General features: G+C 72.9%; 28 protein-coding genes and 1 tRNA gene. 13 read left to right on the top strand and 16 right to left on the bottom strand.

Going from position 1 to position 26,391, the window contains the following annotated elements; all coding sequences use genetic code 11:
* Positions 1–254 precede the first annotated feature (254 nt).
* Complete coding sequence (locus EKD16_RS23595; RefSeq protein WP_131101520.1) at positions 255–1,796, bottom strand: long-chain-fatty-acid--CoA ligase; 1,542 nt, start codon at positions 1,794–1,796, stop codon at positions 255–257.
* A gap of 142 nt (positions 1,797–1,938) precedes the next feature.
* Positions 1,939–2,772 carry an SDR family NAD(P)-dependent oxidoreductase gene (locus tag EKD16_RS23590; RefSeq protein ID WP_131101518.1) on the bottom strand — a complete coding sequence of 278 codons (834 nt, stop codon included), beginning with the start codon at positions 2,770–2,772 and terminating at the stop codon, positions 1,939–1,941.
* Between the two features lie 185 nt (positions 2,773–2,957).
* Here EKD16_RS23590 and EKD16_RS23585 point away from each other — a divergent pair, with 185 nt between their 5' ends.
* Positions 2,958–3,386, top strand: a complete 429-nt coding sequence (locus tag EKD16_RS23585) for a hypothetical protein (protein WP_131101515.1) — start codon at positions 2,958–2,960, stop codon at positions 3,384–3,386.
* Complete coding sequence (locus EKD16_RS23580; RefSeq protein ID WP_131101513.1) at positions 3,383–3,709, top strand: winged helix-turn-helix domain-containing protein; 327 nt, start codon at positions 3,383–3,385, stop codon at positions 3,707–3,709. The genes EKD16_RS23585 and EKD16_RS23580 overlap by 4 nt, the downstream gene beginning before the upstream one ends.
* Before the next feature lie 591 nt (positions 3,710–4,300).
* On the opposite strand, the gene EKD16_RS23575 is transcribed toward EKD16_RS23580, so the two are convergent.
* Positions 4,301–4,576 (bottom strand): helix-turn-helix domain-containing protein, encoded by a 276-nt coding sequence (locus tag EKD16_RS23575; RefSeq protein ID WP_131101512.1) that lies wholly within the window; start codon positions 4,574–4,576, stop codon positions 4,301–4,303.
* Positions 4,577–4,629: 53 nt separating this feature from the next.
* On the opposite strand from EKD16_RS23575, the gene map reads away from it, so the two are divergent.
* The 3 genes from map (at position 4,630) to EKD16_RS23560 (ending at position 6,697) form a co-directional block, all read left to right on the top strand.
* Complete coding sequence (gene map / locus EKD16_RS23570) at positions 4,630–5,397, top strand: type I methionyl aminopeptidase (RefSeq protein WP_131101510.1); 768 nt, start codon at positions 4,630–4,632, stop codon at positions 5,395–5,397.
* A gap of 157 nt (positions 5,398–5,554) precedes the next feature.
* The gene (locus tag EKD16_RS23565) at positions 5,555–5,848 is read left to right on the top strand and encodes a glutaredoxin domain-containing protein (protein WP_131101508.1); all 294 of its coding nucleotides are present in this window, start codon (positions 5,555–5,557) and stop codon (positions 5,846–5,848) included.
* 216 nt (positions 5,849–6,064) lie between these two features.
* Positions 6,065–6,697, top strand: a complete 633-nt coding sequence (locus EKD16_RS23560; protein ID WP_131101506.1) for a class I SAM-dependent methyltransferase — start codon at positions 6,065–6,067, stop codon at positions 6,695–6,697.
* On the opposite strand, the gene EKD16_RS23555 is transcribed toward EKD16_RS23560, so the two are convergent.
* The 4 genes from EKD16_RS23555 to EKD16_RS23540 all read right to left on the bottom strand — a co-directional run bounded on the left by EKD16_RS23555 (position 6,592) and on the right by EKD16_RS23540 (position 10,353).
* Positions 6,592–7,743: a lysylphosphatidylglycerol synthase transmembrane domain-containing protein gene (locus tag EKD16_RS23555; protein WP_131101504.1), complete on the bottom strand. Its 1,152-nt coding sequence runs from the start codon at positions 7,741–7,743 to the stop codon at positions 6,592–6,594. The genes EKD16_RS23560 and EKD16_RS23555 overlap by 106 nt on opposite strands.
* A gap of 248 nt (positions 7,744–7,991) precedes the next feature.
* Positions 7,992–8,849, bottom strand: coding sequence for a methyltransferase domain-containing protein (locus EKD16_RS23550; RefSeq protein WP_131101502.1), 858 nt, complete (start codon positions 8,847–8,849; stop codon positions 7,992–7,994).
* Entirely contained in the window at positions 8,846–9,958 is a 1,113-nt protein-coding gene (locus tag EKD16_RS23545) for a glycosyltransferase family 4 protein (RefSeq protein ID WP_242677142.1), read from the bottom strand. Before EKD16_RS23545 ends, EKD16_RS23550 begins: the two co-directional genes overlap by 4 nt.
* Complete coding sequence (locus tag EKD16_RS23540; RefSeq protein ID WP_131101497.1) at positions 9,955–10,353, bottom strand: 6-pyruvoyl trahydropterin synthase family protein; 399 nt, start codon at positions 10,351–10,353, stop codon at positions 9,955–9,957. The genes EKD16_RS23545 and EKD16_RS23540 overlap by 4 nt, the downstream gene beginning before the upstream one ends.
* A 309-nt stretch (positions 10,354–10,662) precedes the next feature.
* On the opposite strand from EKD16_RS23540, the gene EKD16_RS23535 reads away from it, so the two are divergent.
* Together EKD16_RS23535 and EKD16_RS23530 are read left to right on the top strand one after the other, a co-directional pair.
* On the top strand, positions 10,663–11,208 hold the full coding sequence (locus tag EKD16_RS23535; protein ID WP_207391388.1) for a helix-turn-helix domain-containing protein: 546 nt from the start codon (positions 10,663–10,665) through the stop codon (positions 11,206–11,208).
* A gap of 10 nt (positions 11,209–11,218) precedes the next feature.
* Positions 11,219–11,605, top strand: coding sequence for a VOC family protein (locus tag EKD16_RS23530; RefSeq protein ID WP_131101493.1), 387 nt, complete (start codon positions 11,219–11,221; stop codon positions 11,603–11,605).
* Positions 11,606–12,102: 497 nt separating this feature from the next.
* On the opposite strand, the gene EKD16_RS23525 is transcribed toward EKD16_RS23530, so the two are convergent.
* Entirely contained in the window at positions 12,103–13,083 is a 981-nt protein-coding gene (locus EKD16_RS23525) for a zinc-dependent alcohol dehydrogenase (RefSeq protein ID WP_131101492.1), read from the bottom strand.
* A 191-nt stretch (positions 13,084–13,274) separates the two neighbouring features.
* On the opposite strand from EKD16_RS23525, the gene EKD16_RS23520 reads away from it, so the two are divergent.
* Positions 13,275–14,066 (top strand): CDP-alcohol phosphatidyltransferase family protein, encoded by a 792-nt coding sequence (locus EKD16_RS23520; RefSeq protein WP_242677141.1) that lies wholly within the window; start codon positions 13,275–13,277, stop codon positions 14,064–14,066.
* Positions 14,067–14,133: 67 nt separating this feature from the next.
* On the opposite strand, the gene EKD16_RS23515 is transcribed toward EKD16_RS23520, so the two are convergent.
* Positions 14,134–14,418, bottom strand: coding sequence for a hypothetical protein (locus EKD16_RS23515; RefSeq protein ID WP_131101487.1), 285 nt, complete (start codon positions 14,416–14,418; stop codon positions 14,134–14,136).
* Positions 14,419–14,474: 56 nt separating this feature from the next.
* The gene (locus tag EKD16_RS23510) at positions 14,475–15,818 is read right to left on the bottom strand and encodes an MFS transporter (RefSeq protein ID WP_131101485.1); all 1,344 of its coding nucleotides are present in this window, start codon (positions 15,816–15,818) and stop codon (positions 14,475–14,477) included.
* A gap of 92 nt (positions 15,819–15,910) precedes the next feature.
* Here EKD16_RS23510 and EKD16_RS23505 point away from each other — a divergent pair, with 92 nt between their 5' ends.
* Both EKD16_RS23505 and EKD16_RS23500 read left to right on the top strand, forming a co-directional pair.
* Positions 15,911–16,486 (top strand): TetR/AcrR family transcriptional regulator, encoded by a 576-nt coding sequence (locus tag EKD16_RS23505; RefSeq protein WP_131101483.1) that lies wholly within the window; start codon positions 15,911–15,913, stop codon positions 16,484–16,486.
* A gap of 230 nt (positions 16,487–16,716) precedes the next feature.
* Positions 16,717–17,019 carry a hypothetical protein gene (locus EKD16_RS23500; protein ID WP_131101481.1) on the top strand — a complete coding sequence of 101 codons (303 nt, stop codon included), beginning with the start codon at positions 16,717–16,719 and terminating at the stop codon, positions 17,017–17,019.
* 144 nt (positions 17,020–17,163) lie between these two features.
* Here EKD16_RS23500 and EKD16_RS23495 read toward each other — a convergent pair whose 3' ends face one another.
* From EKD16_RS23495 to EKD16_RS23485, 3 genes are all read right to left on the bottom strand, one after another.
* Positions 17,164–17,907: a peptidoglycan recognition protein family protein gene (locus EKD16_RS23495; protein WP_131101479.1), complete on the bottom strand. Its 744-nt coding sequence runs from the start codon at positions 17,905–17,907 to the stop codon at positions 17,164–17,166.
* Between the two features lie 252 nt (positions 17,908–18,159).
* A tRNA-Ser gene (locus EKD16_RS23490) sits at positions 18,160–18,248 on the bottom strand.
* 78 nt (positions 18,249–18,326) lie between these two features.
* On the bottom strand, positions 18,327–18,845 hold the full coding sequence (locus EKD16_RS23485; protein ID WP_131101477.1) for a SigE family RNA polymerase sigma factor: 519 nt from the start codon (positions 18,843–18,845) through the stop codon (positions 18,327–18,329).
* A 336-nt stretch (positions 18,846–19,181) separates the two neighbouring features.
* Here EKD16_RS23485 and EKD16_RS23480 point away from each other — a divergent pair, with 336 nt between their 5' ends.
* Both EKD16_RS23480 and EKD16_RS23475 read left to right on the top strand, forming a co-directional pair.
* Positions 19,182–20,126 carry a hypothetical protein gene (locus EKD16_RS23480; protein ID WP_131101475.1) on the top strand — a complete coding sequence of 315 codons (945 nt, stop codon included), beginning with the start codon at positions 19,182–19,184 and terminating at the stop codon, positions 20,124–20,126.
* Positions 20,127–20,132: 6 nt separating this feature from the next.
* A complete protein-coding gene (locus EKD16_RS23475) occupies positions 20,133–21,071 on the top strand; it encodes a MauE/DoxX family redox-associated membrane protein (RefSeq protein WP_207391387.1) in 939 nt (312 codons plus the stop codon).
* A gap of 266 nt (positions 21,072–21,337) precedes the next feature.
* On the opposite strand, the gene EKD16_RS23470 is transcribed toward EKD16_RS23475, so the two are convergent.
* Both EKD16_RS23470 and EKD16_RS23465 read right to left on the bottom strand, forming a co-directional pair.
* A complete protein-coding gene (locus tag EKD16_RS23470) occupies positions 21,338–22,537 on the bottom strand; it encodes an ATP-binding protein (protein WP_131101473.1) in 1,200 nt (399 codons plus the stop codon).
* A 382-nt stretch (positions 22,538–22,919) separates the two neighbouring features.
* On the bottom strand, positions 22,920–23,636 hold the full coding sequence (locus EKD16_RS23465; protein WP_131101471.1) for a hypothetical protein: 717 nt from the start codon (positions 23,634–23,636) through the stop codon (positions 22,920–22,922).
* 117 nt (positions 23,637–23,753) lie between these two features.
* Between EKD16_RS23465 and hisC the strand changes: the two genes are divergently transcribed.
* The gene (gene hisC, locus EKD16_RS23460; protein ID WP_131102898.1) at positions 23,754–24,842 is read left to right on the top strand and encodes a histidinol-phosphate transaminase; all 1,089 of its coding nucleotides are present in this window, start codon (positions 23,754–23,756) and stop codon (positions 24,840–24,842) included.
* Positions 24,843–24,937: 95 nt separating this feature from the next.
* Here the strand turns inward: hisC and EKD16_RS23455 are convergent, their stop codons facing one another.
* A complete protein-coding gene (locus tag EKD16_RS23455; RefSeq protein ID WP_242677140.1) occupies positions 24,938–26,188 on the bottom strand; it encodes a transcriptional regulator in 1,251 nt (416 codons plus the stop codon).
* Positions 26,189–26,391: the final 203 nt, after the last annotated feature.

Genomic DNA, 26,391 nt, shown 5'->3' with positions numbered 1-26,391 from the left:
CACATCCGCGGCCGCGAATATGAACTTTGCTGCGACGTCGCTCCGGCCGCCCGCTCCCGCTCGGCCGGAGCCGCAACGACGGGGAGTTGGACGGACCGGAGCCACCGGCCGCTGATGAGGGGAGAGCGTGCCGCACTCCGGTCTCGTGGCCGGTCCCGGACCGCGGTGGTCCGGGACCGGTTCTCGTGCACCGTGCCCCAGGGGCGGTTGAATGCTGCCGGATCCGGCGCCGGAGGGGTGCCCGGCGACTGCGCCTACCGCAGTTCGCGCTTGAGGATCTTGCCGGTGGCGTTCATCGGCAGCGTCTCGCGCAGCTCCACCGAACGCGGGTACTTGAACGAGGCCAGGCGCTCGCGACACCACTCGACCAGCTCCTCCTCGGTGGGCTCGGTGCCCGCCTCGGCCACGACGAACGCCTTGACCTCTTCGCCGTGGGTCTGGTGGGGGACGCCGACCACGGCGGCCAGCGACACCGCCTTGTGGGTCATCAGCACCTCCTCGACCTCCCGCGGGTAGACGTTGAAGCCGCCGCGGATGATCAGGTCCTTGGCGCGGTCGACGATGAAGTAGTAGCCGTCCTCGTCGCGGCGGGCGATGTCGCCGGTCCGGAACCAGCCGTCACGCATGACCTCGGCGGTGGCCTCGGGGCGGTTGTAGTAGCCCTTCATGACGTTGTGGCCGCGGATGGCGATCTCGCCGGGGCCTTCGCCCTCGATCGTGTTCCAGTCGGGGTCCACCAGCTTCATCTGCACGCCCCAGATGGGGAAACCGATCGAGCCGGGCTTGGTCGGGCGGTGCAGCTGGTTGAAGCTGGCCGTGGGCGCGGTCTCGGAAAGGCCGTAGCCCTCCAGGATCTGCACGCCGAAGGTCTCGTGGAACTCTCGGAGCACCTCCAGCGGCAGGGCCGAACCGCCCGAGACGGCCGACCGCAGGGTCTCGGGCGGCTGGGCGCCGCCGGCGCGGATCGTCGCCAGCAGTGCCCAGTACATGGTCGGCACGCCGGCGAACAGGGTGACGCTCTCGCTGCGCATCAGGGACAGCGCCTCGGCCGGCTCGAACCGGGGCATCAGCACCAGCTTCGCGCCCCGGCGCAGGCCGGCGTTCATCACCGAGGACTGGCCGAAGGAGTGGAACAGCGGCAGCACCGCCATGGTGGAGTCCTCGCCGTCGTAGCGGGGCACCATCTCGTCGGAGACGACCGCGTTCATCAGCATGTTCTGGTGGCTCAGCTCGGCGCCCTTGGGGTGGCCGGTGGTGCCGCTGGTGTAGAGGATGACGGCCGTGTCGTCGGCGGCGGTCTGCACCGACTCGAACCGGTCGGAGACGCCGTCCAGCGCGCCCCACAGTGTTTCGGCGCCCTCGATGGAGGACTCGGTGGCCAGCGGTTGGGCGGGCAGGACGATGAAGTGCTCGGTGCCGGGGGCCGCGTCGAAGGCCGCTTTGCCGCGTTCGCCCAGCGGCAGTTCCGGGGTGCCCTCGAAGCAGAAGAGCGCCTTGGCGTCGGAGTCCTCCAGGTAGTAGGCGATCTCGCGGGACGCGGAGAGCACGTTCAGCGGCACCACCACCGCCCCGGCCTTCAGTGCGCCGAAGTAGACGAAGGGGAAGTAGGGGAGGTTGGGGCAGGCCAGGGCCACCTTGTCGCCGGGGCGGATGCCGCGCGCCGCGAGCAGTCCGGCCACCTGGTTGGCGAGGCCGTCGACCATGGCGTAGGTCATGCGGATGTCGCCGTAGACCAGTGCCGTGCGGTCGGGGGTCTTCTCTGCGCTGTCCTCCAGCACGATCGCCAGGTTGAGCAAGGGGGTCCTCCTTGGGGCGGGGCACGGGTGTGTCCGATGCCATATTCGCAGAGAAGAATACCGACTGGTAGGTATGAATCCGCCAGGGGAGCACCCGCAGCCCTCGCCCGCTCCCGCCGGGAGGCGGTCGCGGCCCTGCGCGTCAATCGATGTCGGGTCGTCCGACGAGCTCCAGGCTGCGCCGCCACAGCTGTGCTCGCGCGGCGCGATCGTAGGCCTGGGCTTCGGCGAGAGCCGGGCTGGTCCGGTCGAAGAAGGCGCCCGTCACGCCGGTGAGTTCGGGCGAGGCGACCATCCGGTGCGTGGCTTCTACGCCGGTCTCCAAGCTGTCGGTGTGCGTGCCCCGTTCGGCGAGCACCATCTTGGTCGGCATGAAGGTGCCCGGGTGCAGGCTGTTCACGGTCACCTCCGCGGCGGGGAGCCGTTCGGCGAGTTCGAGACCCGCCATGATCTGCGCGAGCTTGCTCTGGCCGTAGGCCCGCCAACCGTCGTAGCCGTGCTGCAGCATCAGGTCGTCGAAGTCGAGCGGGTGCATGCCCAGCGAGGCGACGTAGACGACGCGGGCCGGTGCACCGGCGCGCAGCAGCGGCAGCAGGTCGAGCGTCAGCGCGAAACCGGCGAGGTGGTTGACGGCGAAGCGCAGTTCGTAGCCGTCGGCGCTGGTGCGCCGGTCGCGGCCGTCGGGCTCGCCGGCGCCGATCCCGGCGTTGCTGACGAAGACGTCGAGGCGGTCCGTGCCCTCGCGTACCTGCTCGGCCAGCCGACTCACCTGGGCGAGGTCGGCGAGGTCGGCGGTCGCCGTGACGGGGGCGTCGGGGGTCCCGGCGGAGGAGGCTTCGTCAGCGATGCGCGCGAGCCGCTCGGGATCGCGTCCGTGCAGGATCAGGCGGTAGCCGTCCTGCGCTAGCCGGTGGGCCAGCGCCCGGCCGAGGCCGTCGGTGGCGCCGGTGATGAAGACGGTGGGCGCGTCGCTCATGGGTCTCCTCGGTGATCGGTCTGCGGTTGCGTGCACTGCGTGCGCGGTCCGGGTTCCGTCCGACGCCGCTGCCCGGTTGCGCGGCAGTGTATCCACTGCCTTGTTTGTCCCCTTGGAAAGTACTTGCAAAACAGGAAAGTGCATGCGAATCTGGAAAGCGATCCGCTCGACCTGCTGGAGGTCCCATGCAGCGTGAGGAAGCGCTGGAAGCGTTGGTCGCCGCGCAGGACATCACCTCGCGGGTGCGCAGCCGCGGTCGCTGGTACGCCGTCTACGCGTCGGGGTTCGCGGGAGTCGCCTTCTCCTTCCCCCTGGCGCTGGGGCTCGCACCCGCGCCAGCCACCGTGGCGGTCGGCATGCCGCTCGTGCTCGCCGCGATCCTCGGGCTGTCCGTCTACGCCTACCGCCAGCCCATGGCGCCTTATCGCTACGGCCGACTGCACGTCGGGATGATCGCCTGCTGGGGGGTGTTGCATTCGATCACCATGGTCGTGGGCATGACAGCGTTCAAGGACGTGCTGTGGTGGTGGGCGGCCATGGCGCTGCTGTGCGCCGTGCCTCCGCTGACCGCCGCGGTCTACGCCCGTGCGCACTCCGAGGAGCCGCGGGCATGAAGCATCCCCGTTCCCAGCTCGACGACGCCATCCACGCGCCGGTGCGATTCTCGATCGCCGCGGCACTGGCCGCTGCGGACCAGGCCGACTTCAAGTTCGTCCGCGACACGGTCGAGGTCAGCGACTCCGCCCTCTCCAAACAGATCGCCGTCCTGGAGAACGCCGGGTACGTGAAGGTCCGCAAGACCTTCGTCGGCCGACGGCCCCGGACCTATCTCTCCCTGACCCCCGAGGGGCGCGAAGCATTCGAGCGCCACGTGCAAGCCCTACGCGACATCGCCGCCGGAGCGGGGGTGACCGTGGCCGAAACCGAGGCCGAGTGATCCCCGGCGCCGCCGGAGCGGCCGCGCAGCAGCGATGGCCCACATGTCGACTTGTGCTCAAGGCGACCTGCTCCAGCGGAGAGGGAGCGCCATCGGGCGCTAGTAGATGAGTGAGTCCGATGTCTTCGGTCGCCGGAGGCGGCTCAGGTCCGCTGGGCGGCCTTGCGGGTCTGCCGGGCGGCGGGCGGCCTGGAGGAAAAGCGGCGGCGACGGCGGCAGGGGGGGCCCGCGCCCAGCGGACCGGGTGCCCGCCGGTGACCGGGGGCGGCGGCGCGCCGAGCCTGGCTCCAGGGACAGTCTCGGCGCCGAAAGTGTCCCTAAAGCAAGACTCGGTGAGGATCGCTGCGTGCTCGATGCAACGGAAACCGGCATAACCCACATTCCGACACCTGTTCCGTCGTCGGGCGCACCACCGGCGCCCACCGGCACCGGTGGGCGCGGGCCCGGCCGTCCGCCGCCGTCGCCGCTTTTCAGTTCAGGCAGCCCGACACCCGCCCGGTGCCAAGGCCGCACAGCAGACCCGAGGCGCTCCCAAGCGGTACCGAGCCGACCGTCTGGGCAACCTGCTCAGACATCGGAGTCACTCATCTACTAGGCGGTCAGCGCCGACTCCGGGGCCGCCGCATCGGGGGCCGATGCCGCGGCGAGCTCGTCCAGGGAGATCCCGAGCTCCGCGGCGAGTGCCGCCACTGTGAAGAAGGCGGGCGTCGGCGCCCTCCCGGACTCGATCTTGCGCAGAGTCTCCACCGAGACCCCGGCCGCCGCGGCGACCTCCACCATGCTGCGCTCGCCCCGCGCGCGGCGCAGTAAGGTGCCGAACCGCTCTCCGCGCTTGCGCTCCCAGGGCGTCAACGGTGTTCTGACCATGACTGCTATTGTAATACCGGTATTATAATTGGCTGCAAGGTGAGGAGAGCATCTTGGTCGAACTCAAGAGCGACAAAGATGTGGAGGCCATGCGCAAGGCGGGCCGGGTGGTGGCCGAGGCGCTGGCGGCGGTACAGCGTGCGGCGGCGGTCGGCGTCAGCCTGCGTGAACTGGACGACGCCGCCCGTGCAGTCCTGGACGGGGCGGGCGCGGGTTCACCGTTCCTGGACTACCAGCCCGCCTGGGCTCCGCGGCCCTTCCCCGGCGTGATCTGCACATCGGTCAACGACGCGGTGGTGCACGGCATCCCCACGGACTACCGGCTGCGCGACGGCGACCTGGTCGGCGTCGACTGCGGCGCGGAGGTCGACGGGTGGACCGGCGACGCCGCCGTGACCTTCCCCGTGGGCAACGTTCGCCCTGCCGATCTCGACCTGCTGGATGCCGGCCGCCGGGCATTGGAATCCGGTATCGCAGCCGCTGTCGAAGGAAACCGAATCGGCGACATCTCCGACGCCATCGAGAAAAGCGTGCGCGGTTCCGGTTGCGGCATACCCGAGGGCCTCGGCGGCCACGGGATCGGCCGCAGCATGCACGAGGCCCCGGACGTCCCCAACGCCGGCCGCCCGGGGCGCGGCTATCGGCTGCGGCCGGGCCTCGTGCTGGCGCTGGAACCGATGCTCGCGGCGGGCGGCGACGACGAGCACGTCACCTCCGGCGACGGGTGGACGGTGCACACCGCCGACGGCACCCGCGCGGTCCACTTCGAGCACACGGTCGCCATCACCAGCGCGGGTCCCCGGATACTCACGCTGCCGTGAACGAGCATTCGCCCTCTCGGCGATACGGGTTCCCGGTGTCCGGAACCGGCAGGCCGCTCGATGATCGGACGCGCGTCCTCGGGGTACGGGAACCGGTGCGGGCGGGCCGCACACGTCGGCGGCCGCCGAAACCGAACCGGTGAGGAGACCTGTCCCCATGAGCGAGCGCGAGCGCACCGGCGTCGAGTTCCACTGGCGTCCGGGCTGCATGTTCTGCTTCATGCTCCGCATCCGCCTGCGTAGGCGCGGCATCCCGCTGACGGAGACGAACATCTGGCAGGACCCCGAAGCCGCCGCCCGCGTACGCGCCACCACCGGCGGCGACGAGACCGTCCCCACCGTCTTCGTCGGCCCCGCCGCCATGGTCAACCCGCACCCCGACGAGGTCGTGGCCGCCGTCCGCACCCACGCTCCCCACCTCCTCGAAGCCGAAGGCGAGCGCGGCACCTAGGTTCGTATCGCGCGGAGCGCCTTTCGCCGCGCCGCCTCCCGCCGCGAAACGCCGTGTCGACACAAGCGGACCGGTCGGCACCCGGCCGGTGTAGGCGGGAAGCGCAGCGCGATGGATTTCGGTGGACCTCAACCGTGCTTCATGGAGGAGAGTGAGACGGTGCGCCGGCCCCGCGGGTCGGCCGATCGGGCCGCAGAGCTTTCGAAGGAGCAGGCGATGACCACACCGTCGGAATCCGTCTTCGATGCCGCATACGAGAACAACACCGCTCCCTGGGTTATCGGCGAACCCCAGCCGGAGGTGGCGGCCCTGGAGAGGGACGGCTGGATCACCGGGGCGGTACTCGACCCCGGGTGCGGCACCGGAGAGCACACCATCCACCTCGCTCGCTCGGGCTATGACGTGGTGGGCATCGACTATTCGGAGCGCGCGGTCGGACTTGCGCGCGCCAACGCCGCCGAGCACGGTGTGGAGGCGCATTTCGCGGTGGCGGACGCGTTCGACCTGGCGCAGGGCGGGCGGAGCTACGACACCGTCGTCGACAGCGCCCTGTTCCACATCTTCGAGGGCGCTGACCGGAGCGCCTACGTCGCGTCCTTGCACGAGGTCTCCCGCCCCGGCGGCCTGGTGCACGTGCTCGCCCTATCCGACGCCGAACCCGGTTTCGGGCCGCGCATCAGCGACACCGCCATTCGCGACGCGTTCGGCGCGGGCTGGCGCCTGGAGAACCTCCGCCCCGCCCGCTACCGCTGCGTCGTCCGCGGCGAGGAGGACGCAGCGCTGGTGGGTGTCGAGCCGGGAGCGACCGTGGACCAGGCCGCCTGGCTGGCCCGCATCCGCCGGATCTGACCCTGTGGCGGGGGCGGCATGTCCGTGGCGGGCTGCTCCTCGGAGACGGACGTGGTGCGGTCCGCCGCAGCGACCCGGCCGCCCGAAGGTGCCCCAGGGCGCCGGGCGGCCCGGCGCAGCGGCCACAGCACGAGCGCACCAGGCAGACTCGACACCAGTGCCAGCACGCCGTACACCACAGCGGTGCCCAGCCCGGCCTCGGCGCCGAGCCCGACGGCGGCGAACCCCAGCGCGGCCGCCGACTCGCGCGGTCCCCACCCGCCTACCCCCACCGGCACGCTCATCGCCAGTAGGGCCACCAGCATCGGAGGAAGCAGGTCCGCCGTCGGCGCTTCGACGTCCGCCACCCGCGCGGCGACGACGAACAACGCCAGGTGCCCGGCCAGCCCGGCTGCCGACAACGCCCCGACCGCAGCCCACCGGCCGCGGGCGAGCACGGCCGAGCGCGCCTCCGCCGCCCAGGCCCGCGCCCGGGCCCTCCGGCGCCGCCCACTGTGTGAGCCCAGCAGCCATAGCGCCGCCGCGCCGCCGAGGACCACAACTCCGGCGCCGGTCGCCGCCGCTGCAGAAGGCGAGGGGAACAACCGCCCCGTCGCGGTGACGAGTTCCGGCCGGGCGGCGAGCACGAGTATCGCGCTCGATATCAGCACCGTCTGCCCGGCTGCGCGCTCCAGGACGACAGCGCGCACGGCCCGGCCGCCCGCCGCGGCGCAGCCGTCGGCCGCGGCCCGGCGCCGGTGGGCGAACGCCCGGTGCACGTCGCCGAGGACACCGGCCGGCAGCACCGCGTTGAGCAGGAGCGCGCGATAGTAGTCGGCGACGGCGCGCGGCAGCCCCAGCCGCAGGCCGAGCCCGCGTGCCACGACGGCCCAGCGCCAGGCCGTGGCGATGGTCGTGGCCATGCCGATGCCCAAAGCCGCGAGCAGCGCGGCGGCGTCGATCTCCGCCACCCCGCGCACGAACGCCTCGGCACCCAGGGTCCGCGCCAGCAGCACCAGCACCGCCGCACCCAGCAGTGCCCGCAGCCATGGCCGGAACGCGCGCATCCCACTCCCCCCCTACGAGCACCCGCGGCGATCGCCCGGCCGCTCTGCAGCAGCGGGCCGCGGGTATGCCTGCCCCCCTTCTACCCGCCCCGTGTACGCCTGCCCACCACCGCGACCGAGGTGTGTGGAGGCGCCGCTCGAAGGACTTCGTTCGGTGGTCGGGCGCGCCTCGGCTTGGACGTCGGGGTCGGCGACCGCCTCGCCGCGACGGCACCGCGGCTCGTCGGCCCGCCTCCCCCGACTATGGCCTACCGTCCCCGGCTCGGCGGTACCGCGAGCAGATCGCGGTGGTCCACGAGGACGCGGAAACGGCCCGCGGCGCATTGGGCCAGGCGTTCGTGCAGGTAGGCCTCCGCTTCGGCGGCGAGTTCGGGGCGCTGCTCGACGGCGGCGGCGACCCACCCGCGCAGCCACTCGGCTGCCAGCGCGGCGTCGGCGGGCCCCAAGCTCCACGGGGAGGGGGCCTCGTGCACGCGTGCGCGACAGCGCCGGAAGGCGTCGGCGGCGGTGCCGGGCGCGTCCGGGCCGAGTAGGCGCCGACCGCCGACAGGGCGCCGCTGGTGGGCGTCGAAGGCGGCGCCCAGCGCGCCGTCGAGGGAGCGGGCGGGCGCGGGCTCCACCCGGCCCGCCACCGACAACGTCAGCAGTGCCGGGCACCCGGCGGCCGCGCACATCTGCGCGAGGCCGACGGCCTCCGGAGCGGTCAGCAGGTCCAGCAGAGCGGAGGCGGTGACCAGGTCTGCTCCCCTCACATCGGCTGCGCGCAGCCGGACGAGGTCGCCCGTGCGCGTCTCGGCGGTGACACGGCCGCCGTCCGCCGACCGGGCGGGCAGACCGGCGCGGGCGCGGGCGAGCAGTGCGGGGTCCCGGTCGTGCAGCACCCAGTGCTGGGGCCCCGGCAGGCGCGGCACGAGCCAGCGGCCCATCGATCCCGTTCCGCAGCCGAGGTCGTGCACGACGAGTGGTGGTCCGCCCGGGTTCCGGCCGCGCGGCAGCGCCGCACGCAGCGGTGTGAGCAACCGCGTCGACCGCGCGGCGGCGTCGGCGCCTTCCCGCAGCGCGAGCCAGTCGGGCGTGAACGACGCCTCTCCCTCCGGCCCGCTCATCGCGGCACTCGCGCCAGGTCGCGCAGCACGGCGTCCATCCGTGCTGCCGCCGCACTCCAGGGCCGCAGTTCCCGGCGGCGGCGCCGGGCGGCACCGCGCAGCCGTTCGCGCAGTGCGGGATCGTCGAACCAGTCCCGCAGTGCCGCCGCGAGCGCCGACGCGTCGTCGGCGGGTACCACCACCCCCGGTACGGCGCCGTCGGGCAGGGTGCCCACGGTCTGCGGCAGTGCCCCGGCGTCGCTCGCCATGACGGGGATGCCGCGCGCCAGAGCTTCGGCGACCGCCATGCCGTAGGTCTCGTCGCGTGACGGCAGGACGAACAGGTCGGCCGCGGCGTAGGCCGCCGCCAGCGCCGCCCCGCGGAGCGGCCCGGCCAGCTGGACGCGGTCGGCCATGCCGCGGCTCGCGATCGAACCCCGGATTGCGGCGACGTGGTCGGGACTCCGTGCCGAAGGGCCGGCGCACACGCACGTCCAGTCGCGGTCGGCGAGCCCGGCCAGCGCGTCGACGAGCACGTCGTGGCCCTTGCGGGGGGTCAGGGAGGCTACGCACAGCAGCCGTGCGGCCCCGTCTGTGCCGGACGCGAGCGGCGCGGGGTCGACCCCCGGTTCCACGGTGCCGGTGCGCGCAGGGTCCAAGCCGTGCCGCTCGACGAGCCGCCGCGCCGCCCCGGGGCTGGTCGCGACGACCGCGGCCGCCGCCCGCAGGGTGGCGCCTTCACGGGCGTCGAGGTCGGCGGCGTCGGGCGGGGACAGGCCCGTTTCGGCGGCCAGCGGCAGGTGGACCAGCACGGCCAGCCGGAGGCGGCGGGCGTGCGGGACGACGATCTCGGGGACGCCGCAGCACACCAGGCCGTCGGCGAGCACCAGGGTCCCGTAGGGCAGTCGCGCCAGCTGCGCATCCAGGTCGGCGCGGGCGGCGGGACCCGGGCTGGGCCATTCCCCGGCGACGGCGATCTCGGCAACGGGACGGCCCGCTTCGGTGAGCGAGCGGCACATGCGCCGGTCGTAGACGTTGCCGCCGCTGGGCGATCCGGCTTCGTCGATCCCGCCCGGCAGGACGACGTGGACCGCGGGCGGCTCGGGGCCGCCGACGGGGACGGCGCTCACAGCGCCCGCTCGTAGGTCGCCCATGCGACGTGCGACTCGTGCAGGGTGACCGCAAGGCGTTCCAGCCCGCGGGCGCCCTCGCCGAGCCCGCCGGCGGCGACTCGGTCGGCGAGCCGGTCGGCGACGAACCCGGCCAGGAACTCGGTGGTGGTGTTCGCGCCGGCGAAGGCGGGCTCGGCGTCGAGGTTGCGGTGGTTCAGCCCGCCGAGCACGTCGCCGAGTTCGCGGGTTGCCAGGGCGATGTCGACCACGATGTTGTCGGCGTCGAGTTCGGCGCGGTAGAAGGCGGCGTCCACGGTGAAGGTGGCACCGTGCAGGCGCTGCGCCGGTCCGAAGACCGCGCCGCGGAAGCTGTGGGCGACCATGATGTGGTCGCGGACGGTGACGCTGAACATGTTCGAGCTCCCAGGTCGTCGAGGCCGGGCCCGTCGCGCTGCGACAATGAGGTTGTGGATCTGCGCCGGGCATGTCGTGCGGAAGGCATCGGTGTCGTCGCCGCCAGCGAGCACGTCGGCCGGCCACGCGTGCACAGGGCCCTCCCGGCATTGTCCGCGCGACTGGTCGTCAGCCTGGGTACGCCCCTCGAACTCCGATACGACGGGCGGGCCCGACACGAGCAAGCCGTGGTTGCGGGGCTGATGCGGCCCGCGGTGGCGACTCCGACACTCATTCTGCGTTCGCAACAGCCGGTTGTGTACGTCGACATGTCTCTCTCGGCCTTGCAGCGCCTCACCGGGGTGCCGCCCCGCGAGGTGGACGCGGGCGGTGTCAGTGCCGACGCGCTGCTGCCGTGGGTCACTCGGTTGAGCGAGGAGCTGGCCGGCACCCCCGCGGGCGTCCGGGAGCCGCTGATGCGGGTCCGCCTCCTGGAGCGCCTGCAATGCTCGGGCCCGGCCGACGGGCCCGAGGACGCTCTCGAAGCGCTGCGGATCATCGGGGCCGGTGGCGGGCAGGTTCCGGTCGAGGAAGTGGCCCGGCGCGCCCACCTGAGCCCGCGCCGCCTGCGGCACACCATGCGCAGTTCCCTGGGGATCACTCCGAAGCTGGCGTCGCGTGTCGCGCGCCTGGCGGCCGCCGCCGATCGGGTCCGCGAAGGGGCCGACTCGTGGGCCCGGGTCGCGGCCGACTGCGCCTATCACGACCAGAGCCACCTCGTGCACGACTTCACCGACCTCATGCAGACGACGCCGACCGGATGGCTCGCGGAAGAGGGCCGAAATCTACAAGGCCGACGGCCCCCTGCCCCGTGATCATCGAGTCATGGACATTGAGTTTTACCCGAAGCTGCTCGTGTCGGACGCCGACGCGGCGATCGACTTCTACACCGAGGCGCTGGGGGCCGCGCTGACCTTCCGGGCGGCCGATGACGACGACGTCGTGAACCACGCCGAACTCACGCTGGGATCGGCCGTGTTCGCATTGGCGCAGAGCGTCGCGGAGTGGGGATGGCACGATCCCGCGTCGCTGGGCGGCACCCCCGTCCTCATGACGGCCGTCGTGCCCGACCCGGATGCGACCGCGGATCGCATGGTACGGCTGGGCGCCCGGCTCGTGATTCCCGTCGAGAACCGCCCGTACGGCAAGCGGCAGGGCAGGGTGCAGGACCCCTTCGGACACCTGTGGGTGGTCAGCGGGGATCTCCGGTAGTGGGGCAGTGGCCGGTCGCCGGCGGCGCCCGATAGACGACCGCGCGCGGCCGGGCGCCACCGGAGCGCCCGGGGGCGCGCCACCGCCCGCGGCCGGACGCTCGACGAAGTACCCGGCTAAGCCGTGTTTAAGGCACTGTGCGGCCCTCGGCGCGGCTTGGCCCGTCTATCGTGAACTTATGGTCGCAGGAAAGCGTATTCCGCGGCCATTAGTTCGCGATCATCGCCGGATGGACCGGCATACCGGAGATACCGGCGCCGGTGGGCCGGCTGGGTGCCGCCGTGTTTTGACCGGGACCGCCCCGGCAGGGGGCCGCACGGCCGGGCGGGGTGCGGGTGCCCGCACGACCCTTCGTCGCGCGCGCCACCGGCGAGCACCCGGCCCGTTGGGCGCGGGCCCGGCCTTCCGCCGTCCTCGGCGCCGCTTTTCCCTACGATCACCCGTCCACCCGACAGACCAACAAGGCCGCACAGCAGACCGGCGTTCTTGAACACGGCCTAGTCCGCGGGGTAGGTGATGCGGCGGCACAAGGCCGGAAGGTCGCCGGAGGCCAGCCGCGGTAGCACCTCCGGCAGGTCCGCGAAGGCGCTTTCGCCGGTGATGAGGGCGTCGAAGCGGGCGTCGGCGAGCAGGCGCAGCGCCAGCTCCATCCGCTCGGCGTGTCCCCGCCGGCCGCGCGTCGCGGGGGAGACCGTCCCCACCTGGCTCGCCCGCACGCTCAACCGCCGGGAGTGGAAGTGCTCGCCCAGCGGCAGGCTGACGCGGTGGTCGCCGTACCAGCTCAGCTCGACCACCGTGCCCTCCGGCGCCGCCAGTTCCAGCGACCGCGCCAATCCGGCCTCCGTCGCGCTCGCGTGCACCACGACGTCGCAGTCGGCCGCGGCCTCCTCTGGCGGGGCGAACCCGGCGCCGAGCGCGGCCGCGGTCTCCGCGCGTTCGGCGGCGGTGTCGACCAGCTGCACTCGCGCACCGGGCAGTCCGGCCAGCACCCCGGCCACCGCGCAGCCGACCATGCCGCCGCCCACCACCGCGATCCGGTCGCCGATCAGCGGCTCGGCGTCCCAGACGGCGTTCACGGCGGTCTCCAGCGTTCCCGCGAGCACCGCCCGCTCCGCGGGGACGGTGTCGGGCACCGGGACGACAGCGCGGGCCGGCACCGTGTAGTGCGTCTGGTGCGGGTAGAGGCAGAACACCGTCCGCCCGAGCAGGTGCCGCGGGCCCTCCTCGACGCGTCCGACGTTGAGGTAGCCGTACTTCACCGGCCCCGGGAACCGGCCCTCCTGGAAGGGGGCCCGCATGACCTCGGACTGGCTCTCGGGCACACCGCCGCGGAAGACCAGGGCCTCGGTGCCGCGGCTGACCGCGGAGTAGCGGGTGCGCACCAGCACGTCGTCGGGCCCGGGTGCCGCCGGCTCGGCCGGCCGGATCTCGCCGGCGCCCGGCTCACGGATCCAGAAGGCGGATGCGGAACGGGGCACGTTGCCTCTCCTGTGGCGTCGGCGACGCGGGGTACGATACCCGGTGCGCGGTGCCCCGCTCCGGTGGCGGCGCGGGGCCCGGCGATGAAGCGGGAGCTGCGCTGATGGGGACTGCGGGGGATACCGGAGGCGGCGGGGACCGGGACGGCCTCGGTGCGGTGCGCCCTTCGCGCTGCCGCGGGAGCACCACGGTGAGTCGGCCCCCTGCGGCCGCCGCGGCACGCGCCGCGCTGCGGGACGCACAGACGCCCGCCGCGCTGGGAGCGCTGGCCCTGCTCGCCGCCCTTACTCCGGCCGCCGGACTGGGCGCGGCGGGGTGGACGACCGGTGCGGTCTGCGTCGCGGGCACCTGGACGGCCTACACCGCTGCGCGGGGGCGCCGGGGGCAGAGCCCGGTGCGGCCGGCTGACGCGGTGACGCTGGCGCGCGCGGCGCTGATCGCCTCCGTTGCTGCGCTGGTGGCCGAGGGGCTGACCGCCGGCGAGCCGGTGTCCAGCGGCATCCTGGTGGTCTTGGCGGTACTCGCCTTGGTGCTGGATGCGGTGGACGGCGCGGTGGCGCGTCGCACCGGCACGGCTTCGGAATTGGGCGCGCGGCTCGACATGGAGGCCGACGCGCTGCTCATCCTGGTCCTCAGCCTGCACGTGGGCGCAGCGCTGGGCTGGTGGGCGGTGGCGATCGGGGCGATGCGCTACGTGTTCGCTGCGGCGGGGCGTTTCGTTCCGCGGCTGCGCGCGCCGCTGCCCCCGTCCGACGCGCGCAGGTTCGTGGCCGCGCTGCAGGGGATCGCGCTGACCGCCGCGGCGTCGACCCTGCTGCCCGTTCCCGTCGCCACGGCGGCCGTGGCTGCGGCTCTGGGGTTGCTGGTGTGGTCCTTCGGCCGCGACACCCTCTGGCTGCTGCGGGACGGCGGTTCCGGTCGGCACTACGGGCACCGGGCGGACCGGCGCACTGCCCGCGACGACCGGGCGACAGGCGGTTGAAGGCGCCGGAACGAGTGCGGCGGGTCTGCGGCAGGCCGGTATAGAACCGGCGGACGCCCGCGTCCGATCAGCTCCGGTCGCCGCCGCGCCGCTCATGGGCGTCGGTGAGGTGCTCGGACTCCTCGTTCACCTCCGGCGCCTCCAGCTCCGAGCGGGTCTCCGTGGCGTCGCGGTCGGCGCTCTCTTGCGGGTCCCGTTCGGCGGGCACCGACGTCGCGACCCCGGTACCGGTCACCTTGCGGCCCTGCTCGGCGGCCTCCTCCCGGCTGAGGGCCTCCTCGTCCTCCCGCAGCACGGGCGCGAACTCGCGGTCACGCGTCTCTTCCGGCTCATGGCCGAGCGGCTCGGACACGGCGCCTCCCCCTTTCCTCCACACGGCTGTGGACCAGGTGCCGCGGTTCGTCACTGCTACCCGCGACGGTGCCCCCGGATGCGGGAGCGCGACTTATCGCCCGCCGGACACCGGGTGGAGGCCGCGCCCGGTCGCCGCGTTCCTCCGGAGAGCCCGCCGCCCGATGGGGCCTTGCGCGGCGGACCGAGCACGGCGCCCGCGACCGCAAGGGCCGCCGCGGCGGCGAAGGCGGCCGTCGGGCCGAACGCCTCCTTGAGCATGCCGATGACCGGGGATGCGGCGGCTTGCCCGGCGGCGATCAGCAGGAACGCGGCACCGACCCCGAACGCGGGCGCGTCGGAGTAGACGTAGGTGCCCCAGAGCAGCAGCAGTCCGCTCAGTGCGATGTAGACGGCGCCGAACAGGCCGCCCGCGACGTAGATGGCGGGGACACCGCCCGAGGCCAGCGCCAGGCCGAAGGTCGCCGCCGCCAGGCCCGCCATGCCGATCGCCCAGGCGCGGCCGAGGCCGATGCGGGCGCCGGCGTCGCCGGTCAGCGCGCCGAGGAGGCCGGCGCCGCCGAGCACGATCCACATGACCGTGGACGCCGAAGCGCTCGCGCCCTGGCTGACGGCGACGTCGCGGCCGAAAGTCCACACCGCCGAGCTGGCCGCGCCCATCGCGGCCGCGGCGGCGAGCAGCCGCACGGCCCCGGGCGCGAGGCGCGGCACGGAGAACCGCCGCGGCACCGGGGCGCGCACGGTTCTCGGATCGCCGCGGGGCCCGCCGCGCCCGACCGGGCCGCCGAAGCGGTGCGACGGGATCACGGCGGCCGTCCACACCGCGGCGGCGGCCGACGCGACCGCGAACGCCGCCCACGACAGCCGCCACTCCTCGGCGAAGAGCAGCGCGAGCGGACCGGAGACCATGACGCCCAGTCCGGTCCCGGAGTTGACGACGCTCTGCACCCGGTCGGACCGCTCCGCCGCCACCCAGCGCGCCACCGCTTGGGCCAGCGGCGGCGACGCCGCACCGCTGCTCACGCCCGCGAGCACCACCCCCGCGCAGAGCACCCCGGCACCCGGCGCGGCGGCGATCAGCGCCGTTCCCGCCGTGGCCGCCGCCCCTGCCGCGGCGGCCACGGCGCGCGGACCCAGGCGCGCGGTGGCGATCGACGCGGTGACGACGGCGGCGCAGTAGCCCGTGTAGCCGGCGGACGCGATGGCGCCCGCCTGGGCGGCTCCGAGACCGAATTCGATGCTGAACGCGGGCACGAACAGCCCGTAGGCGAACCGCGCGAGCCCGTAGCAGGCGGCGATGAGCGCGAGGCCGGCGGCGGCCAGCCCGGCCGCGGGCACGCCCGCCGCTCCGGTGCTTGCTGCTGTCGGCGAGGCGCCGCCGTCCGTCCGCTGCCCGACCATGGTCGACCCCCTTCTGTATACCGATCGGTATACTTTCCAGCGTGCTCGCTGAATAGGGCACAGTCAACCCACCGGTAGGTATAGTGACCTGTATGACGAAACGAGCGGACATGACACCCGCGGGGCGGCGCATCCTCGACGCCGCGGGCGGGTTGTTCTACCGCGAGGGCATCAACGCGGTGGGTGTGGCACTGGTCGCCGACACGGCGGGGGTGACGAAGAAGACCCTCTACGACCGCTTCGGCTCCAAGGACGAGCTGGTGGTGCACTACCTGCGCCGGCGCCACGAGAGCTGGTGGGCCTACCTCGAAGAGCGCCTGGCCGAGGCGCCGCCGCCGCGCACGCTCACCCTGGTCGACGCCTACATCGCACACCCGCGGCTGGAGGCCGGCCGCGGCTGCGCGTTCCTCAACGCCGCCGCCGAGCTGCCGCCGGACCACGCCGGGTGGTCGGTCATCAGGGAGCACAAGCGCGCGGTGCGCGCCCGCCTGGCGGAGCTGATCAGGGCGGACGTTCCGCGCGCCGACGCCGAAGACCTGGCCGAGCACGTGTTCCTGCTGCTCGAGGGCGCGATCTCGCACACCGCGGTCGACGAGGGCGGCACACGCATGCAGCGGGTGCGCGCCCTCACCAGCCGCCTGCTGCAGGAGGGGGCGAAGGGCGGATAGCCGCCGCCCGGCCGCCCTGCCGCTCGGCCCGCGCGGCCGCCTCCCGACGCCGGCGGTCCGGAGGCGGCCGGCGTGCCCCGCCCCCTCCACCCGCCGACTCAGGGGCAGAGGCAGAAACCTTCGCGTCCGCGGCTCCCGAACGGCGACCGACCCACTATCGTCGTGCCACGACGGAACCCGTCCGCATCCCCGGCGGCGGCGTCGGCGGCGATCCTCGATGGGAGTCACACGTGACGCACCTGAACGCGGGCGAACACGCCGCACGCGTGATGCAGCGCGAAGCCGAGCGGCGCGGAATCGCGCTGGAACCGGAGACCGACGCCGCGCGGCCCGGCGACATGCCCGCCGAACTCCTCCCCTGGTCCTGCAGGGTCGCCGGCAAGGGCTGGTGCGTCTTCGCCGCCCTGGATCCCGTCGGCGAGATCACCACCCCCGCCGAACGCGACTTCCTCCCGCTACCGCAGGTCCTCGCCAATTCCTGGCAGATCCTCGGCGGAACCGGCTCGGTCCGCGTGTCGACCGCCCCGCGGTGAGGCGGCGGGCACGCCGTGCAACGGCGATGCTGTCCGCCGGGGCCGCCCGGGGTCCGTTCGGCCATCGCACGGCGCGAGCTGAGGCATCCTGGCGAGCTCGGCCCGGGGCGCGCTCGGCCGGGGCGGACCGGATACCGCGCCCCGTCAGTCCTGATGACGGGCGACCGCCTGGATCAGTTGGGCGTAGGCGTAGCCGGTGACCCTGTCGCCGTAGCCCTCCGCCGCTTCCGAGCCCACCGACTTGCGCACCTGGCGCAGGGCCTCGGCGGTCTCCTCGCCGTATCGGCTATCGACACCGTAGCGGGGCAGTTCACCGCCGGCGTAGAGGATGAGGGCCTGCAGCGCCTCGACCCCCTCGCCCCTGTCGCCCATCTGCAGACCGATCACGTCGTGACCTCCGTTTCTGAAACCGTTCGCGGGCATGCCGTCGTGCACCCAGGCGTACAGTTCGTCGCCGGGGCAGGTCGTCTCGTTGACATCGCGGTGCCCCTTGGCCGCCAACCTCCGGCCGGCCCGCTCGCACGCCTCCTCGTACAGGGCGCGGATGGCGGCCTTCGCCGCCGACGTGGGGTTGTTTCGGCCGATGTAGCAGACTCCGATCCCGGAGACGTTGTGGCCGACCGCGTGTGCGCCGACAACGAGCCAGCCGCGGCCTTCGTAGGCGTTTCCGGCGTCGTCCACGAGGAGGTTGTAGCCGATGTCCGCCCACCCGCGCTCGTCGAGGTGGAAATCCTGGATGGAGCGGACAGACTGGTCGGTGGGGCCGGCGGAGTGGTGCACGATGAACTCGACCCGGGCGTCCCACGAGACGTACTGCCGGTTCCGCGGGGGCCTGGCGCCCCACTCGGACCGGTCGATGACATGGACCTCGTTTCGTCCTCCCGACATGGGACGACCGTCGCATCCGATCCGGGCCCCGCGCCGCCGTCGAGCGGAATGTCCAGGTGGCGCCGACTGCAGCCAGGCCACCAGGTCGCGACCTGGCCACCAGGCGCAGGAGGGCGGTGGGAGCCCTCCGTCCGCGCGCGCATCGGCTTCGAGTTTGCGACGCGGACCCGTCGGAGGCGCGTCTGCCTCGCCCGGCCGCCGTCGGCCCACGAAAAAGGCCCGCCGCTTGCGCGACGGGCCTTCTCTCACCTGCGGAGGCTCGGGGATTTGAACCCCGGAAGGGCGTGAACCCTAACCGCATTAGCAGTGCGGCGCCATAGACCGGACTAGGCGAAGCCTCCTGGCTGGGATAAGAGTACCGAGCGCGTGCCCCTTGGTGCAAAACGAGCGCCTGGTGGCGCGGTGGGCGGGCGCGGGGGTCAGGACGTGGCGCGGTCGATGGTGAGGTCGGCGTCCTGGCGGAGCTTGGTGACGGCGCGCGAGAGGGTGCTCTTGACGGTGCCGAGCGTGACCCCCAGCCGGGCGGCGATCTGCGCCTCGGTCATGTCCTCGTAGTACCGCAGCACCACCACGGTCCGCTGGCGATCGGGCAGGCGGCCGATGGCGCGGTGGACGGTGTCGGCCAGGTCGGTCTTCCAGGTGGGGTCGTCGACGCGCTGGTCGGGGATTTCGTCCGTCGGGTAGACGGCCACGCGCTGGCGGCGCCACTCGGAGATCTGCGTGTTGACCATCGCACGGCGCACATAGCCGTCGCGGGCGTTGGGGCTGGAGATCCTGTCCCAGGCGAAGAAGGTCTTGATGAGCGCGGCCTGCAGCAGGTCCTCGGCGTCGGAGCGGTTGTTGGCCAGCGACCGTGCCATGCGCAGCAGAGCCGGACCGCGGTCGCTGACGTAGGCGGAGAATTCCTCGTACCTGGTCTTCCGTGCTGTTCCCGTCACGCGATCACCGACCCGGATCCGCTGGAGCGCGCCCCGTCGCCCGGCCCGGCGCGCATCCCCGACGCACATCGCCCTCGTGATCTCACTGTGTCACGGTGGCGGTAATCGCCAGCTCTTTCCGACCCCATCTCTGCACAAATGGGGTGTTCGACGCCTGTGTGGCACGGCGTGTCGGAACGAGGGGGATGTGGTGCTTCGGGCGTTTCGCGACGAGGAGCTTCCGAACCACGGCTGAGCGGGGAAAACGCCGCCCGACTGCACCCCGCCTCGGCGTGTGGCGCGGTGAGCGGACCGCGGAGGGCGACAATGGTCGGGTACCCGGTGGGAGGAGGGCCCGTGCCGGCCGATACGCGTGCGCGGCGGCGCTATACCGCCGCTGTGCTGGGAGAACACGCCGCACCCGAGCCCACTGCGGTGCCGGACCCGGACCCGGTCGCCCGCGGTGTGATCACCGACGTCTCACCCCACGTGATCGGCGTCGCCACCGACCGCGGCGAAGAGAAGTTCCTCTTCGAGGCGGCGACGACGTTCTGGCGCGGCCGCGAGGTCGGCCTGTCGGGGCTGCGCATCGGCGACGACGTGGTCGTGAAGTGCCGCGCGGGCCGCTGGGTCGCCGAGCGGATCTGGGTGCGCATAGCCCGCGTGACCGGCGTGATCGCCTCCCGTTCCGGGGACACGCTGGAGATCGACACCGGCCACACGGGCGCGCGCCGCCCCGTGGTGATCCCGTACCGCTCCTCCGGGCGGATGGGCGTCCGGCTGCCCGCTCTGCGACCCGGCTACCTGTTCGACGCCATCGGTATGTGGGAGGACGGCGTCGTCCACGCCTCGCTCCCGGCGGCGACTCAGCCGCCGTTCCCGGTGTGGGACGCGGCGCCGCCGCAGGTGCCGCGCAACGTCGGCAACCGGGTACACGGGTCGGTCGCCTGGTACGACCCCGCCGTCGGCGATACCGCGCTTTCCGGTCTGCGCGGGGCGGCCTACCCGGCGCTGGACGGCGGGAGCGACTGCGGCGACGCGTGCGACCGCGTGCGAAGTTGCCGACCGCTGCCGCTGCTGTCCCGGGGGACCGCGGTCACCCTGGACAACGACTGCACCGGCGATTCCGCCGTTCTGCCGGTGGTCGACTGCGCCTCGGTGACCGCGCATTTCTGCGACCGCTGCGCGACCTGCGACTCCGGCGGGGACGGCCGCATCGCGCAACTGACGCTGGCGAGCTTTCTGGCGCTCGGCGGGCGGCCGGAGTCCGGCTGCTTCAACGCGACCTTGACCGTGGGGTGATGACCCGTGCTCGATGTAGTCCGCGAATCCCAACTGCCCGTTCTGGCGGTGATGCTGCTGCTGGGCGCGGCGGCGAAACTCGCCGACCGCTCACCGCGCGGCCAGGGACCGGCGGTGCTCCTGCCCGTCCGGTGGCGCCGCGTGGCCACGCCGGTTCAGGGCACCGCCGAAGCGGTGATCGCGCTCGCGCTGATCGGCGCCGCGGGGGCGGTGGGCGGGGCCGCCCGGATCGCGGCCGCCGTGCTGTTCGCCGGCGGAGTCGCGGCGCTGGCGGCACTGCGGCGCACGGCGCCGGAGACCGGGTGCGGCTGCTTCGGCGGCCTCAGTACGACTCCCGTCGACTGGCGGAGCATCGCCCGCAGCGCGCTGCTCGGTGCGGCCGCCCTCGCGACTGTGGGACTGCCGACGACGGCGGTCGGCGTGGTTTCCGGGGCGACGCCCGGCCACGCGGCGGTAATCGCGGTCGAGGCGCTGCTCATCGGCGCGCTCTCCCCGGAACTGGTAGAACTGGCCCGCCGCGCCACGCGCCGCGTCCCCTGCGCCGTGCGGGAGGTACCGGTGAAGCGGACCTTGTCGCGGCTGCGGGCCAGCGACGTCTGGCGCGCCAACACCGCGGTCGTGACCCGGGCCGAACCCGTCGACGTGTGGCGCCAGGGCTGCTGGAGGTTCGCGCTGTTCACCGGGCACCGCAACGGCCGGGTGGTCGACGTGGTGTTCGGTGTCCCGCTGGAGGGCCGACACCCGGCTGTCCGTGCGGTGATCACCGCCCCCGACACGGGCGCGGTGCTGTCGGTGCTGGGCGGTCCCGCCGACACCGGCCGCCGCGGTGGAGCCGGTGGAAGCGGCGTGAAGGTGTCCCTCCCGTCCGACGGTTGGCAGGTTGGCGGCACCCGCAAACAGGGCCGCGGTACGGCGGCCGACTCCCAGGTTCCCACGTCAACTTGACCCGGCCCTAGAGGCCCTAAAGGACCGGGCTTGGAGGTAGCCGCCCGCCTGGCTGGCGGGTGCGCTCCTCTCCGTCCAGCCACCGTTTCCCATACCGCGTGATGCCCGTGGACAGTGGACTATGGTTCCGTATAGCAGTTTCTAGATGATTTTCTAGACGTCCATAGAGAGCGCGAGTCCGGCGCCTGTCTCGCGTTGTCTAGCTGTTTATAGTGAAAATGTTAGATGTGTTGATACGGGGCAAGAGCGACCTCACCTGACCTCTGTCAGTCCGGCTGACGGCGCAGGAACCTGCCGAAGTGGGGAACGGTGAACGCGATCGTGCCGCGTTCGGCGCTGTAGACGAGCCCCTTCTTGATCAGGCTGTCGCGGGCGGGGGAAAGGCTCGACGGGCGGCGGCCCAGTGAGGTGGCGACGTCTGTGGTCTGCACCGGCTCGTCGCCGAGCGAGGCCATGGCACGCATGTAGTCGCGTTCCGCCGGGGTGGCGCGCTCGTAGCGGCTGCCGAAGAAGCCGACGGCGAGTTCCTCCTCCGCCTCGGGGGCGGCGATCTCGACGTCTTCGGCGGTTATGGGGCTGCGCAGCGCGTGGTCCCAGGTGACCTTGCCGTAGGCCTGCACGAAGAACGGAAAGCCGTCGGAGACCCGGTAGAGCGCCTCAAGCGCCTCCGGTCCGAAGTCGACCCCCTCCTCGTCGGCCGGTGCGGTGAGCGCGTAGTCGGCGGCGCTGCGGCTCAGCCGGTCGATGCGGGTGTAGCTGAAGAGGCGCTCGGAGTAGCTTTTGCCGGCCGACAGCACCGCGGGCAGGTGCGGCAGTCCGGCGCCGACCACGATCAGCGGGCCGCCGTTCTGCGAGAGTTCATGGCAGGCCGTGCACAGCGCCGAGATGTCGTCGGGCGTGATGTCCTGCATCTCGTCGATGAACAGCGCGATCCCCACCCCGAGGTCGGTGGCGATCGAGGCGGCGTCGACGAACAGCTCCATCAGGTCGATTTCGAGGTCGCCGGAGTCCGCCCGGCCGCGTACCGCGGGGACGTCGATGCCCGGCTGCCAGCGCGGGCCGCCCTTGGCGGCCTTCGCCCCCGCGCCGTCGTCGGACTTGGCCTGCGCGAACGCCTTCAGCACGCCAAGTACGTGCTCGATGCGGTCGGGCGCGCGGTGGCGGGGTGCGAGCTCGCGCAGGGCCATGTGCAGCGCGGCCGCCACCGGGCGCCGGATGGACTGCTCGGGGCGTGCCTCGATTTTGCCGGTGCCCCAGAGGCGCTGGATGGCCATCGACCGGAAGGCGTTCAGCAGGACCGTCTTCCCGACGCCGCGCAGGCCGGTCAGCACCGTGCTGCGCTCCGGGCGCCCCCGCGCCACGCGTTCGAGCACGACCTCGAACTGGCGGAGTTCGCGCTCGCGGCCCGCGAGTTCGGGGGGACGCTGGCCGGCGCCGGGGGCGTAAGGGTTGCGCACGGGGTCCATGCCATCGGACTCTATACGCGGTTCTAGCGCGGCTTCTAGAGAGCGGTAGAAAGCCGCAGACGACGGGGCGTCCCAGTCGACACGGCGCAGCGCCATGCGGTCGTCGAAAGGGGAGTGGGGGGCGCGCCCGACCCCGCCGGGCCGAGGCGCGGTCCGACCTGGGACGTGCGCTGCCGTGGTCATGCCCCCCACTCCTTTCTCGAACTTGTGTTCGATCAACCGGTACTCTAGTGGATGGGTGGACGCGTGCGCCACCCGTCTCACGGCGGGTTGTGTACAACCGCCCCGCGCGCTCCGGGGCCGGGGCCGCAAGCGTTCGCTTTCGCCCCTCGTGTCCCTGTGCCCGACGTGCCGGTCTCGCCCCCGCACCGCCGCGCCGCGACTACGCCAGCACCTCTTCCTCGCGTTCCACGGCCTTCTCCGTGAAGGCGGTGATGGTCTCGCGGTAGTCGTCCTCGGCGTTGGGCCCCAGCATCGACGTGGTGCCCAGCAGGCCGCCGTTGCGGTAGACCAGGCTGTAGAGCCATACGGTCTCGCCGCCGAGCGCGGTCTCGACGGCGAACGCGCGCGAGCCGTCGGCGACCTCCTGCTCCAGTTCGACCTCCTGCAGCGAGTACGAGGTCGTCGACCCGTCCTCCATGGTTGCCGAGTATTCGTCGCACCCCTCAGGGGGCGCGGCGCCGACGACCTCTGCAGCCGTCTCCTCGGACACCTTGATCAGGGTGTGGGTGATGGTGTCGTCGCCGCGCGCGTAGGTGGCCAGCGAGGTCGGCGCCTTGCGCACCTCGGGCAGCTCCGCCCACTGGTTGGCCGCCTCCATGCACCGGGGCTTGTCGAGCTCCGCGGTCTTGCGCAGCTTGTCGGTCTGGCGGGTGGTGCTCAGCTGGGAGTAGGTGCCCGTCTCGCTGCGGTCGGGGGCCACCTTGGCGTCGCCGAACTGCGCCAGTTGGGCGCTGTGCAGCCGCTGGGCCTCCTCGGCGTTGGGGTCCTGCTGTGCGGCCTCGTCGCCTTGGGCGCCGCCGCAGGCGGTCGCCGCGGCGACGGCGCATACGGCCAGTGCCGAAAGCGCCACCCTTCGTGCGGTCAGGGGGTACTCCATGGTGCCGTTTCCTCTTCTGTGCGATATTGCCGCTGAGGTCCGCAGGCGCTCCTCCCGGGCGTTTGTCGCCGAAAGTAGCCTGGATCTTGCACAGAGTATCGAGGAAGGACGGCGGTGTTGGTGTCCGAGCCGAATTCGCCATATCTGCGGGACGTGCTCGGCACGATCCCCGCCTACAAGCCGGGGCGCAAGGTCGTCGCGCCGAGCGGCAGGTCGGTCAAGCTTTCGTCGAACGAAAGCCCCTACGGCCCTCTGCCGTCCGTGCTGGAGGCGGTGGCGGCCGCGGCGGCCGATCTGAACCGCTACCCCGACGCGGCGGCGGCCGAGCTCACCTCGGCGCTGGCCGGTCGGTTCGGCGTGGACGAGGACCGCATCGCCCTGGGCGCCGGCTCGGTCGGCCTGCTGCAGCAGGTGCTGGAGGCCGTCGCCGAACCCGGTACCGAGGTCGTCTACGCGTGGCGGTCCTTCGAGGCGTACCCCCTCCTGGTGGAGCTGTCCGGCGCGACCGCGGTGACCGTCCCGCTGCGCGGCGAGACCCACGACCTCGACGCCCTGGCCGAGGCCGTCACCGACCGGACCCGGGCCGTATTCGTGTGCAACCCGAACAACCCCACCGGCACCGCCGTGCGCGAGTCCGAGCTGGCCGCGTTCCTGGACCGGGTGCCCGAGCACGTGCTGGTGGTGCTCGACGAGGCCTACCGCGAATACGTCCGCGACCCGCAGGTGCCCGACGGCATCACCCGCTTCGGCGACCGGCCCAACGTCGCGGTGCTGCGCACGTTCTCCAAGGCCTACGGTCTGGCCGCGCTGCGCGTGGGCTTCCTCGTCGCCCGGCCGCACATCGCCGCCGCGGTGCGCAAGACCATGGTCCCCTTCGCGGTCAACCACGTCGCCCAGGCCGCGGCCGTGGCCTCGCTGGCCGCCGAGGACGAGCTGCTGGAGCGCGTGGCCACGACCGCCAAGGAGCGCGAGCGGGTGCGCGACGCGCTGCTCGCCGACGGCTGGGAAGTGCCGCCGACCGAGGCCAACTTCGTGTGGCTGCGGATGGGCGAGGACACCGCCGCCTTCGCCGCGGCGGCCGAGGACGCCGGGGTGGCCGTGCGCGCGTTCCCGGGGGAGGGCCTGCGGATCAGCGTCGGCGCGCCCGACGAGAACGACGCCTTCCTCGACGTCGCCCGCGAGTTCCCGCGCCGCAACCGCGACTGAGCGGCGCGTCGGTCTCGTACCCGTGCTCGCCGGCCTCCGACCTGGCAACGGGTACGAGATCGACGACGGGGGACCGGCCGCCGGCCGGTCCCCCGCTACTTGCCGGCCTTGTCCTTGTCCAGCTTCTCCAGGATGAGCCGGTAGAGCTGGCGCGGGCGCCCCGGCTGCAGCGTGCGGTTGGGCGGCAGGGGCCACGCCAGCCCCTCCTCGACCAGCGTGCGCAGCAGCCTGCGCGCCGTGCGCGGCGTGACACCGAGCATCCGCCCGGCGTTCTCCGCGTCGACCACGAGCGGGCCGTCCTCCTCGGCGATCTTCTCCGAGAGCCGCAGCAGGGTCTCGCGGCCCTTCGTGCGCAGCGGCTCCGGCGACTGGCGCTGAGGCGCCCGCTGCGCGGGAACCAGCGATCGGCCCTCGCGGTCGACCGCGAAGCTCTGCCGCGTGGCCTGAGCGCGGCTCAGCGCGGCGCGCGCGTGGGTCTCGGCGTCCTGAGTGGTGCGGCCCATGCCGATCCCCACCTCGATCGCGATGCCCAGCTCGGCCTTGATCCGCTCCACGAACGGCGGCTGGCGGAACCCCTCGGTCGCGCTCACCAGCGACCCGCGGGTAGCGGTGACCATGAACGTGTGGTCGTCGACCGGGTGCGCTGTGGCGTTGATGCGGTGCGCCTCCTGCAGCAGCAGCCGCTGCAGCGACAGGCGCAGCTCGTCGCGCCAGTAGCGGGGCGTCGAGCGCCGCGTGGAGTCGCGGAGGGTGGGCACGTCGACGATGACCACACCCAGCTGCGCCTCCTCCAGCCTGTGGTGGGCACCCAGCAGCCCGGCGGTCTGCAGCGCGCTGCGCACACCCGCGTTGGTGGGCCGCAGCCGGGTCACCGGCACGCCCATGGCCTCCAGCCGCTCGGCGACCCCGCGCACGCAGGTGATGGCCATGCGTGTGGACTTGCGCCGCCAGAGTCCTTCGTGGAAGGAAGTGAGCTGGGCCGTGCTGGTGAGTTCCTCGTGGACGTGGATGCCGTCGACGGGCAGGTCCACCTCGGAGTACGCCTCGACGACATCGGTGCGGCTGAGGACGTCGAGGCTCGCGCGGGTGGGGTCGAGCCGCTCGTCCAGCGTGGCCCGCAGCAGGGCCTCGTGCAGGCTGGCGCCGCCGAGAGGCACGTAAGTGGCAGGCATGGTCAGCACGCCCGCTTTCCGTGCGAACTCATAAGGGACGGGGCTGGCGAACAGATACGCGTCGATCGCCGACCCCAGGCGCAGCACCTTGTCGGTCGCCTCTTGCTCGTCTCGATACGCGGCGGCGATCAGTCTGGCGTTGAGTGGTCCCGTGGACCCCGGTCCCATGAGCATGACGCGCTCCACCACCTCATGGGGCCCGATGACGCCAATCGTCAGATCGCCAGTACGCTGCGCACTCACCTCGGGCTGCTCCCCGCTACCATTCCACGCTCTTCACTATGTGCGCCCACTGGTTTTCCCGAACCTGTTCCCTGTCACGGCATGGTTGCCGAGATCGTACCCATTGTGCGGGGCCAATGAAGATCGTTTCACAC

It is taken from the genome of Streptomonospora litoralis (genome assembly GCF_004323735.1).
Lineage (GTDB): Bacteria > Actinomycetota > Actinomycetes > Streptosporangiales > Streptosporangiaceae > Streptomonospora > Streptomonospora litoralis.
Note: the sequence above shows the minus strand (reverse complement) of the source record. Positions and strands in the feature narration are given on the sequence as shown.

Coding starts and splice junctions, on each gene's coding strand:
- EKD16_RS23590 (WP_131101518.1), bottom strand. CDS start 2,772: ATGAGCGACGCGCCCACCGTCTTCATCACCGGCGCCACCGACGGCCTC.
- EKD16_RS23470 (WP_131101473.1), bottom strand. CDS start 22,537: ATGGACCCCGTGCGCAACCCTTACGCCCCCGGCGCCGGCCAGCGTCCC.
- EKD16_RS23540 (WP_131101497.1), bottom strand. CDS start 10,353: ATGTTCAGCGTCACCGTCCGCGACCACATCATGGTCGCCCACAGCTTC.
- EKD16_RS23465 (WP_131101471.1), bottom strand. CDS start 23,636: ATGGAGTACCCCCTGACCGCACGAAGGGTGGCGCTTTCGGCACTGGCC.
- EKD16_RS23565 (WP_131101508.1), top strand. CDS start 5,555: ATGAGCGAGCGCGAGCGCACCGGCGTCGAGTTCCACTGGCGTCCGGGC.
- EKD16_RS23560 (WP_131101506.1), top strand. CDS start 6,065: ATGACCACACCGTCGGAATCCGTCTTCGATGCCGCATACGAGAACAAC.
- EKD16_RS23530 (WP_131101493.1), top strand. CDS start 11,219: ATGGACATTGAGTTTTACCCGAAGCTGCTCGTGTCGGACGCCGACGCG.
- EKD16_RS23535 (WP_207391388.1), top strand. CDS start 10,663: ATGTCTCTCTCGGCCTTGCAGCGCCTCACCGGGGTGCCGCCCCGCGAG.
- EKD16_RS23585 (WP_131101515.1), top strand. CDS start 2,958: ATGCAGCGTGAGGAAGCGCTGGAAGCGTTGGTCGCCGCGCAGGACATC.
- EKD16_RS23505 (WP_131101483.1), top strand. CDS start 15,911: ATGACGAAACGAGCGGACATGACACCCGCGGGGCGGCGCATCCTCGAC.
- EKD16_RS23575 (WP_131101512.1), bottom strand. CDS start 4,576: ATGGTCAGAACACCGTTGACGCCCTGGGAGCGCAAGCGCGGAGAGCGG.
- EKD16_RS23495 (WP_131101479.1), bottom strand. CDS start 17,907: ATGTCGGGAGGACGAAACGAGGTCCATGTCATCGACCGGTCCGAGTGG.
- EKD16_RS23555 (WP_131101504.1), bottom strand. CDS start 7,743: ATGCGCGCGTTCCGGCCATGGCTGCGGGCACTGCTGGGTGCGGCGGTG.
- EKD16_RS23455 (WP_242677140.1), bottom strand. CDS start 26,188: ATGCTCATGGGACCGGGGTCCACGGGACCACTCAACGCCAGACTGATC.
- EKD16_RS23550 (WP_131101502.1), bottom strand. CDS start 8,849: ATGAGCGGGCCGGAGGGAGAGGCGTCGTTCACGCCCGACTGGCTCGCG.
- EKD16_RS23510 (WP_131101485.1), bottom strand. CDS start 15,818: ATGGTCGGGCAGCGGACGGACGGCGGCGCCTCGCCGACAGCAGCAAGC.
- EKD16_RS23580 (WP_131101513.1), top strand. CDS start 3,383: ATGAAGCATCCCCGTTCCCAGCTCGACGACGCCATCCACGCGCCGGTG.